8 protein-coding genes are annotated in these 9,512 nt (G+C 33.3%); all 8 read right to left on the bottom strand.

Going from position 1 to position 9,512, the window contains the following annotated elements; translation table 11 throughout:
* Positions 1–1,533: VWA domain-containing protein (locus ABWO04_RS08035; RefSeq protein WP_353078952.1), on the bottom strand; the 1,533-nt coding region annotated here is incomplete at its 3' end.
* Positions 1,533–2,534 (bottom strand): vWA domain-containing protein, encoded by a 1,002-nt coding sequence (locus ABWO04_RS08030; protein WP_353078950.1) that lies wholly within the window; start codon positions 2,532–2,534, stop codon positions 1,533–1,535. The genes ABWO04_RS08030 and ABWO04_RS08035, both read right to left, overlap by 1 nt.
* Entirely contained in the window at positions 2,527–4,125 is a 1,599-nt protein-coding gene (locus ABWO04_RS08025) for a BatD family protein (RefSeq protein ID WP_353078948.1), read from the bottom strand. The genes ABWO04_RS08030 and ABWO04_RS08025 overlap by 8 nt, the downstream gene beginning before the upstream one ends.
* On the bottom strand, positions 4,125–4,991 hold the full coding sequence (locus ABWO04_RS08020; RefSeq protein ID WP_353078946.1) for a DUF58 domain-containing protein: 867 nt from the start codon (positions 4,989–4,991) through the stop codon (positions 4,125–4,127). Before ABWO04_RS08020 ends, ABWO04_RS08025 begins: the two co-directional genes overlap by 1 nt.
* Before the next feature lie 73 nt (positions 4,992–5,064).
* On the bottom strand, positions 5,065–6,069 hold the full coding sequence (locus ABWO04_RS08015; RefSeq protein WP_353078944.1) for an AAA family ATPase: 1,005 nt from the start codon (positions 6,067–6,069) through the stop codon (positions 5,065–5,067).
* Positions 6,070–6,292: 223 nt separating this feature from the next.
* Entirely contained in the window at positions 6,293–6,934 is a 642-nt protein-coding gene (locus ABWO04_RS08010) for a hypothetical protein (RefSeq protein WP_353078942.1), read from the bottom strand.
* Between the two features lie 588 nt (positions 6,935–7,522).
* Positions 7,523–8,071: a sugar transferase gene (locus ABWO04_RS08005; protein ID WP_353078940.1), complete on the bottom strand. Its 549-nt coding sequence runs from the start codon at positions 8,069–8,071 to the stop codon at positions 7,523–7,525.
* An 18-nt stretch (positions 8,072–8,089) separates the two neighbouring features.
* Positions 8,090–9,512, bottom strand: a 1,423-nt coding sequence (locus tag ABWO04_RS08000; RefSeq protein WP_353078938.1) for a polysaccharide biosynthesis protein, incomplete at its 5' end; no start/stop codon positions are given.

The raw sequence follows: 9,512 nt of genomic DNA, 5'->3' as shown, positions 1-9,512 counted from the left end.
TGGTTGACTTTTTTCTTTGTTTTTATTGTCTTGTTTGTCTTGTTTGTCTTTCTTGTCTTGTTGCTTTTTGTCTTTTTGGTTTTTTTTCTTGTTTTTATTTTTCGGATTTGGTTTTGGCGGATATTTTTTTAATAATTTTTTGGCTAACGCTAAATTGTATCTGGTTTTTTCATCTTTAGCGTTAGCCTTTAAAGCATTTTTGTATGATGCAACTGCCAATTTATAATTTTTATCTTGCATATATGCGTTTCCTAAATTATGATACGCTTTGTGTTTTTGTGCAGAAGTATTTGCTATTAAAGCGGCATTTTTATAATTGCTTATCGCTTCTGCATACTTTTTATTTTTATAAATGGTGTTTCCTAAATTATATTCTGCAGGTTGTTTTTGTTTTTTTTCTTTGGCTTTTATCCAACGTAATTGCTTTTCTTTTTGTTGCGAATTATCTGTGTTTTTTTCTTGAGAAAAGGCCGTTCCTGAAGTTAAAAAAACAAGCAAAAATAGATGTGCCTGGTTTTTTGAAAACCAATTTTTGATATTAAAATTACTATTTGTAATAAAAAATTCGAGCAAGAGTAATAAAAATGCAATGCCTAAAAACCACTGAAATTGCGATTGTTTTTGTGCCAATTGTTGGGCTTTAAATTCTTGTTGTTTTACGGATGCTAATGCCGATTTTATTGAAGCAACTACTTTTGAAATTTGATTGTCATTGCAATACGTTCCATTGGTTTCTGAAGCTATTTTCTGTAAAATTTCCTGATTTAGTTTCGTAATTACAACTTGTCCGTTTTTATCTTTTTTAACTTGTTGAAATCCGAGTTCGTCTTCAAATTCAATCGTTCCGCCATTTATGGTTCCTACTCCAACTGTTATGATTTTTACATTTTTTTCTTTTGTTACTTTAGAAATATCAAAAGAAGCATTTTGATGGTCTTCACCATCTGAGAATAAAATAATGGCTTTCCCCGAAGTTGGATTATCAAAGAAATCCACACTGGTTTGAATGGCACTTTCAATAGCCGTTCCTTGCGAAGAAATTAAATTAGTATTGATACTTTGTGTAAACATTTTTGCCAATTCATAATCTGTTGTCATTGGTAAAACAGGATAGGCACTACCCGCATAAGCTACAATTCCAATTCTATCACTTCCAATAGATTCAATCATTTGTGTCATTATTTGCTTGGATTTTTCCAAGCGGTTGGGCTGAATGTCTTTACATAACATACTTTTTGAAACATCAATGGCAAAAACAATTTCTACTCCTTTTGCAGGAACTGTTTCAACTTTTGAACCCAATTTCGGATTTACTAACGCCAAAACAATGAAAAAAACAGCCATTATTTGCAACATAAATTTAATACGCGATATCTGTTTTGGCGAATTTACAAGCAATTTTTCAAGGGCTTTTTGCTCGCTAAATACCGCTTGTTTTTCCGTTTGCCATTTCACATAGGCTTTCTGTGCCACTAATCCAATTGGAAGTAGTAACACTAAAATAAAATAATATGGCGATTCAAATTCAAACATTAGATAAAACTTTTAAATAGCGTTCGACTTAAAACCATTTCTAAAACAAGAAAAAACAACCCTATTAGTAACCAACTACGAAATTGTTCGTCAAATAGCATCAAGCGGTTTTCTATAATTTTAGATTTTTCTAAACCATCAATTTCTTCGTAAATGGCTTCTAACTTAGTATTATCTGTAGCTCTAAAATATTTTCCTTTTGTAATCGTAGCGATTTCTTGCAAAATTTTCTCATCAATTTCTACTTTTTGAGGTTGAAAAACGATGTTTCCATTACTATCTTTTGCTACTGGAAAATTTGCCATTCCGTTTGTTCCAACACCTACCGTATAGACTTTTATACCAAAATCTTTAGCAATTTCTGCTGCCGAAATGGGATCTAAACTTCCTACGTTATTTACTCCATCGGTTAATAAAATGATAATTTTCGATTTTGCTTTACTGTTTTTAATTCGATTAATGGCAGTTCCTAAGCCTATTCCAATGGCAGTTCCGTCTTGAAGTACCAAGCCGTTATATTGTACTTCTTTTAAGGATTGTAACAACATTGTTTTATCGGAAGTTACTGGAGTCCGTGTATAACTTTCGCCGGCATACACCACTAAACCAATTCTATCATTGGTTCGTTTTTGTATAAATGATTCGGCTACTTTTTTTATGGCTTCTAATCGATTTGGTTTAAAATCGGTAGCCAACATACTTCCCGATACATCGGTAGCAATAACAATATCAATTCCATTTTTACTATCTGTATAACTTGATTTTTGGGTGTTTCTTGGTCGGGCTAACGCTATAATTACAAATCCTAACGCCACAAGCTTTAACAAAAACAAAAACGGTCGACACTTTATAATCCACGATTTTTTTATGGATAATCCTTCCGTGGTGCTGATTTTTAAAGTTGGATTTTGTTTGTTCGCTTTTATGTATTGCCAAAACACCGCTATCGGAAGTACCAATAACAGCCATAAAAAATGGGGATGCATAAAAGCACTATTCATCTTCCTCTTGGTTTACTTGTTCAAGACTATTTGTAACACGATCTATAAAATCTTTAGCGAATTTGTCCTTAACATCGTGAGTAATTCTTACTTTTTGTAATCCGAAATTATCCGAAATAAAAACGGTAAAAAATCGCATTTGTTTGGTTTGGTTGGCTTCGTTAATTTCAAATGTACCTTCTAAAATATCGCCAGACAAATCCTTTATATTTTTAAATTTCTTAGCAGTTGTTTGAATTTTAGTGGCTTGCAATTGCATCATTTCGCTCATTTCATCATTAAAAATTGCTTTTATATCTGTTTTTACAGAATCTTTATAAGCAATCGTTTGTAGCGAAATGGCTAATTTATCCTCTGGATTTTGCCAAGAAAACTGCGCGATATTTTTAATGTTTGGATTTTTTGAAGTTACCAAATCACGAGCTAAAACTTCTGGCGTTTCTACTTGCAAAACAGGCAAGCCATATTCTGACACGATCCATTCTTTTTTTAGATAATAATCGGCATCTTTTCCGTTAATTTTTGCAGAAAAATAATTGGTTACATTTTCCCATCCAAAAAAGGCAACTACAGAAACCATTGTCACTAAAAACGTAACAATAAATGCCGTTTGTCTGATATTTTTATATTTATTTTGTTGCTGTTCTTCGGCTATTTTAGCTATTGCAATTTGTTGTTCTTCTTCAGAAACAGGTAAGGTTTTGTGAAATACATTTATTAGATTCTCTGCGGCAGTTTTGTCTGAGCTATGCGAAGTTACATCCACTACAATTTTGGCAAATTTAACTAAATCGGCTTTAAGAAATAACGTTTCAATTTCGGAAATAGTCGTTTCTGAAATTTTAAATTTTTTAAGATGTACTGCCGTTTTTAGTTTCAAAATAAACTGTTCAGTAGTGCTTTCCAACGCAGAAAATTCTAACGTTTTTTCAAAATACGATTTTATTATTTGTGTAATATTGGAATAAAATTCTTTAGAATTTGTTTCGGTATTTACTTCCGAAAAACGTAAAAAAGCTTTATTATATGGGGAAACATAAGCATCTGTTTTGCTTTTATTTCGGTGTTTTTGGCGTAAAATTAAATAGAGTATTCCCGCACAAACAATAGCAAATAAAAGACCTAAAACTACTTTTTGATCTGAAAGTTCTTGAGATGTTTCTTTAGTTTTAGAAGTGATATTTTCATCTTCTTTAATATCATACATTTTTTGCTTTGTTGTATCTACTTCCACATCAATTATGGAAATTTCAATACTTTCAGATTTCGTTTTTTTAGTGTTTATTACTACCTCAAGTGCTGGAATTTTATAGGTGCCCGCATCAAATTGGGTAAGATTATATTTTTTTTTCCATTCGGTTTGGTTGCCTTTTTTGTTTTTTTCTGTTGGAAAAGAGAGCACCACTTCCAATTTGCCTATCGAATCTAAATCAGGGAAAAACACAATATCTTTTTCGTTTACTTTTGTGGTTAACGTAAGTTGAATTTGTTCTCCAATTTTAATTTTCTTTTTAGATACAGTAGTCCCTATCGTTTGGGAAAACCCCACGGAAATTGAAAAAAGAAACAGAAATAAAAGACGTAACTTCATTAGGCTCTACTTTTAAAATAGGTTACTAATTTCGTTACATAACTTTCGTTGGCTTCGGTTTCAACTAATCCTGCGGCACATTTACTAAACGTATTTTGACAGTTTTCTACATTCGTTTTATACTTATTCTCGTATGCCAATCGGGTACTGATTGTTTGCGTATCTAACCATATTTTTTCTCCCGTTTCGGCATCTTGTACTTGAACAATTCCTATATTTGGAAGGCTTTTTTCACGGGAATCAAAAATTCTAATTCCAGTTACATCGTGTTTTTTTGCAGCAATTTGTAACGGTTTTTGAAAATCAGCGGTAATAAAATCGGAAATTAAAAATACAATTGCTCGTTTTTTTATGACACTCGATAAAAAATCTAAGGCCACCGCGACATTGGTTTTTTTACTTTTTGGTTGGCATTCAATTACTTCTCGGATGATTCGTAAAACGTGCGATTTTCCTTTTTTTGGTGGAATAAATAATTCTATTTCATCGGTAAATAAAATTAAACCAATTTTATCATTGTTTTGCGTGGCAGAAAATGCAAGAGTTGCCGCAATTTCAGCTACCAACTCATTTTTACTTTGCGATGTAGTTCCAAAACTTTGCGAATCGGAACAATCGATTAGTAACATCATCGTTAATTCGCGTTCTTCTTCGAATATTTTAACAAAGGCATCGTTATTTCTTGCGGAAACATTCCAATCTATAGCTCTAAAATCGTCGCCATATTGATATTGTCGCACTTCAGAAAACGTCATTCCTCGTCCTTTAAAAGACGTGTGATAGTGTCCCGAGAAAATATGATCGCTCAATCTTCGGGTTTTAATCTCAATTTTTTTGACTTTCTTCAGTAACTCTTTCGTTTCCATTTTTAGTTTTGTTTCAAGCTGTTCTTTTTTCAAGTTTCAGGTTGTTTTTAGAACGTTAAACCTGAAACAAAAACTATGGTACTTGTACCTGATTTAAAACTTTATTGATAATGTCTTCTGAAGTGATGTTTTCGGCTTCGGCTTCATAAGTAATACCGATTCTGTGACGTAATACATCGTGTACCACCGCTCTAACATCTTCAGGGATAACATAGCCTCTTCGTTTAATAAAAGCATAACATTTTGCCGCTAAAGCCAAGTTGATACTTCCTCGTGGCGATGCACCAAAGCTAATTAGTGGTTTTAAGTTTTCTAATCTATATTTTTCTGGGTAACGCGTGGCGAAAACAATATCTAAAATATATTTCTCGATTTTCTCGTCCATATATACTTCTTTAACCGTTTGTTGGGCTTTTAAAATTTGAGCCACGCTAACCACTGGATTAATAGTAGCAGTGGTTTCCATTAAACTGTTACGAATAATAAGTTGTTCCTCTTCCATTTTCGGGTAATCGACAATGGTTTTTAGCATAAATCGGTCTACTTGTGCTTCTGGTAACGGATATGTTCCTTCTTGTTCCACAGGGTTTTGTGTAGCCAAAACTAAAAAAGGCGTGTCTAATTTATACGTAGTTTCACCAATTGTTACTTGCTTTTCTTGCATAGCTTCTAGTAAAGCAGATTGCACTTTAGCAGGTGCTCTATTGATTTCATCTGCCAGAACAAAATTGGCAAAAATGGGTCCTTTTTTTACAGAAAATTCATTTTCTTTGAAATTGTACACCATCGTTCCTACCACGTCTGCAGGAAGCAAATCTGGTGTAAATTGAATACGATGAAAACTACCGTGAACGGCTTTAGATAAAGTGTTTATGACTAAGGTTTTTGCCAAGCCCGGCATTCCTTCTAACAAAACGTGTCCTTGACCCAATAAGCCAATTAACAAACGTTCTATCATTGATTTTTGCCCTACAATTACTTTACTTAATTCTGAAGTAAGCAAATCAATAAAAGCGCTTTCTTTTTCAATTTTTTCATTAAGCGCACTAATGTCTATCCCCGTATGATTTTCTTGCATTTTATTTTGAATTATTTTCTGTAAATTTTAAAAAAATACTTTAACGACGCAAGTTGCTATATAAAAATTATATAAGTTGTTAATTGTCCGTTAAATTATGTGATTTTGGATGTTTTTTTAGAAAAAATTAAGAAATGTTAGTGTTTTTTGGATAAAAAAAGCAACTTCTATTCTTGTTTAAGAATTAAAAGTTGCTTGTAAAATTTTTATAAAATTTATGATTTTAATACCAATCCGAATGGTATTTGTTTTCTCCTAAATAATAAATTAAACCCACTGAAAAATTATAATATCCTCCAGATTGCGGCGTGTAGTCTTTATTTAGTAAAATTCCGTCAAATCCATAATGCTGCTTCATGGTGAAATTATGAGTAAAATCAGCTGTTAAGGCAAAATTATTTGAGATGTTATACATTGGCGTAAGACCAATTCCCACCACGCCAATTTTTTCGTGTTGGTTTTGTCCAATCATATATCCAAATGCAACACCTGCATCTACGTGGGCGTTTATTCCTACTTTATCTCTTGTTAAATAGGTTAAGCCCAATTGTTTACCCACATTATAAATTCCAGATACAGCAACCGCACTATATGTAATTCCTACTTTACCTCCTGGGTCATTTACAAAATGGTCTAATTTATAGGCGACTTTTGCTCCGAATTTTTCGTTAAACATATATCTAATTCCCACGTTATAATGATTTAATCCAGAAAAATTAGATTTGTATAATTTTTGATAGGGCGAAATAGCTCCCGTATAGCCATAACCCGCTTCAATAGACAGGTTGTTTACATTAAACTGCGCAAAAAGCGGTGTAGCAACTACTATTAGAAGAAATAAATAAAATTTGCTTATTGTTTTCATATGTTTAAACTTATTGGGTGCGAATATAAAAAAATGTATTTATATTTTTTGTTTTTTGAAGAGTTGTTTTTTGTTTTTTTGTTTTCTTTTTAATTATCTACTTTTCATTAATCAATAAAATACGTATTAAATTTACTAACCTCGAGAGATCTATATGGTTTCGCGCTTTTGAGTGACGTTAATTATGGTGGCTTCGAGAACCTCAGCCACCCTGAAAAAATCAATATTACAAATTTTATCCCGCTGTCTGAGGTTCACGAAGGCAAAAGGGTTTGGTTTGGGGTTAAAAGTTTATGAAGAAGGGGTTGTGTTCACATGTGAACAAAGTTGCCTACTGCATAGGAGATTCTGAAACAAGTTCAGAATGAAAAAGAGGATGTGGGATGGTGGCTTCGAGAGCCTCAGCCACCATTATACAATCAATGTGTAAAATTTTCATACCGTTGCCTGAGGCACTCGAAGGCAAAAGGAAGAGCCTCAGCCACCAATCGAATAGAAGGAAAAAGAATAACGAAGATGGAACATGGAATAACGAATAACGAAATTAGAATAATTTACTTTCACCTTAAACCTTTTACCCTAAACCCTTCACCTTTTACCCATAAAAGTCTCTACATCAAAAGGGATGGGAACTAGCGTGTAAAAAAGGATTTGTAAGTCCATACTAATAGTGCGATTTTCTGCGTACCATTTGTTAATTCTTACTTTGTCTGGCCAGATGACCTCATCATTGTAGTGTTGTGGGTTGGTTTGTTGGGCTAAAAGTTGTTCTTCGTTGCGGTATTTTAAAGACGCTAAACCCGTGATGCCTGGTTTTAATTTAAGGATAATTTGATCTGCTCCGGCTAAGTTATCTGCATAGCCTGATATGTCTGGACGTGGACCTACTAATGTCATTTCACCTTTTAGAAGGTTAAAGATTTGTGGGATTTCGTCTAACTTAGTTTTTCGTAACATTCGTCCCAAAAAAGAGGTTTTATTTGTTTTTGAATGAAGGGTTTGCAACTTATAAATCAGAAATGGTTTGCCATATTGCCCTATTCGTTCTTGTGAAAAAAAACCATTTGATTGTGTATCAATTGCTGTGATAGCTATCACTAAAAGTAAAAAACCTACACCAATTACTAGAATTACCATATTAGTAGATTAACATGCCTATTCTTGTGGCGTCAAAATAAATTCGGGTACTAATTCGGTAAATGCTTCAATTAAATCAGTTTTATTTTCAAACGTATGGCTGTTTAATTTGAATAAAAATTCTTCTACCTTTTCATAACAAAACGCTGGATCTTGAGCAATTAAGATTTTCGGATGATAGGTTGGTAACGTTTTTGAGGTGTCGGCAAGGACTTCCTCATATAGTTTTTCGCCTGGACGTAAGCCGGTGTATATAATGTCAATGTCTTCATACGGTTCTTTTCCGCTTAAGCGAATCATTTTTTCTGCTAAATCTTTAATGAAAATTGGTTTGCCCATGTCGAAAATGTAAATTTCCCCACCAGCTCCCATGGTTCCGGCTTCAAGTACTAATTTACATGCTTCGGGAATGGTCATAAAGAAACGGTTAATTTCTGGGTGGGTTACCGTTATGGGACCGCCATTTTTAATTTGTTCTTCGAAAAGATTTACTACAGATCCATTAGAACCAAGTACGTTTCCAAAACGGGTGGTAATAATTTGCATTTTAGTAGCGTCTTTTTGCGTATGAAAACGAGACTGCACCATTATTTCAGCAATTCGTTTTGAGGCGCCCATTACATTGGTTGGGTTTACCGCTTTATCTGTAGAAATAAAAACAAAGCGTTGGGTGTTTGCTTCTATTGCCGCGTCTAGAATGTTTTTCGTACCAAAAATATTCACCTTCACCGCTTGCATAAAATTAGATTCTAAAACCGGTACGTGTTTGTAGGCTGCGGCATGAAAAACAATATCTGGTTGGTATTTTTTGAAAAGCTGGGTAACTTCTCCTTTATTAGTAACATCCAACAATTCATAGTGACAAGGCACGTTTGGAAACGCAGCGGACATGGTAAGTTGAATCGAATTTAAAGGTGTTTCTGCTTGGTCTAAAACAACAATTCGAGTGGGGTTAAATTTGGCTAATTGGTTCACAATTTCGCTTCCAATAGATCCTGCTCCTCCTGTTACTAAAATGGTTTTAGCCGCAAACGCACTAATGACACTTGGGTTTTCGATACTAATGGTATCTCGAAACATCAATTCATTAATGGTATACTTTTTTAATGATTTTACGGTGCTTACATTGGTATCAAATCCGCTTACTAACTTAGGATTGTATACATTAATTTTATACCGTAAACAGTCTTCTAACAATTCTAATTCTTCTTTTTCTGGCAAGAAATTTTTAATCAATACCACATGCTTTATTTTGTTGTAACGCAAAATGGCTATAATAGAATTGGTTTTAGCTACTACCGGAATTCCCAATACTTTTTTATCATTTAGGAATTTATTTTTATCGATAAAAAATTGTAATTTATATTGCGAATTGTCGTTTACAAATGCTTCGGCTAACGCAATAGTGGTGCTGTTTACCCCAATAATTACTAAGTTTTCT

This window comes from Flavobacterium sp. (assembly GCF_040382755.1).
Lineage (GTDB): Bacteria > Bacteroidota > Bacteroidia > Flavobacteriales > Flavobacteriaceae > Flavobacterium.
This window is presented reverse-complemented; position numbering and strand designations above follow the sequence as displayed.

What these genes read in the sequence shown, in the direction of transcription:
- ABWO04_RS08030 (WP_353078950.1), bottom strand. Translation starts at nt 2,534, where the DNA reads ATGAATAGTGCTTTTATGCATCCCCATTTTTTATGGCTGTTATTGGTA.
- ABWO04_RS08020 (WP_353078946.1), bottom strand. Translation starts at nt 4,991, where the DNA reads ATGGAAACGAAAGAGTTACTGAAGAAAGTCAAAAAAATTGAGATTAAA.
- ABWO04_RS08005 (WP_353078940.1), bottom strand. Translation starts at nt 8,071, where the DNA reads ATGGTAATTCTAGTAATTGGTGTAGGTTTTTTACTTTTAGTGATAGCT.
- ABWO04_RS08025 (WP_353078948.1), bottom strand. Translation starts at nt 4,125, where the DNA reads ATGAAGTTACGTCTTTTATTTCTGTTTCTTTTTTCAATTTCCGTGGGG.
- ABWO04_RS08010 (WP_353078942.1), bottom strand. Translation starts at nt 6,934, where the DNA reads ATGAAAACAATAAGCAAATTTTATTTATTTCTTCTAATAGTAGTTGCT.
- ABWO04_RS08015 (WP_353078944.1), bottom strand. Translation starts at nt 6,069, where the DNA reads ATGCAAGAAAATCATACGGGGATAGACATTAGTGCGCTTAATGAAAAA.